Origin of the sequence: Pontibacter sp. JAM-7, assembly GCF_048548695.2 — a bacterium.
Classification (GTDB): domain Bacteria; phylum Pseudomonadota; class Gammaproteobacteria; order Pseudomonadales; family Balneatricaceae; genus Neptuniibacter.
Window position 1 is genome coordinate 1 of sequence record NZ_JBLYIF020000041.1, and the last position, 262, is coordinate 262.

General features: G+C 59.9%; 1 protein-coding gene. It reads right to left on the reverse strand.

The genetic code is table 11. The annotated features are described in order from the left end of the window. Positions 1–262, reverse strand: a 262-nt coding sequence (locus ACFVYJ_RS13790) for a hypothetical protein (protein ID WP_463255433.1), incomplete at both ends; no start/stop codon positions are given.

The window sequence follows — 262 nt, forward strand, 5'->3', positions numbered from 1 at the left end:
TCTGAATCTGCGAACGGGGATTTTGATAGGCAATGCGATGTCCAAGCAGCGCAAACGGCAACGGCGCGCGTGCCAAGGCGGCGGGGGTCATCGGCGGGACGGTGCAATCAGGATTGAGGATCCAGAACCGATCCAGCGACGGGTCTTCGAGCAGGTGCTTCAGCCCCAAATTCACGCCCGCCGCAAATCCCAGATTACGGGGGGATCGGATCAGGGAAAGCTCAAGACCCTGTCTCGCCGACCAGTCTTTGATCACCCGTAC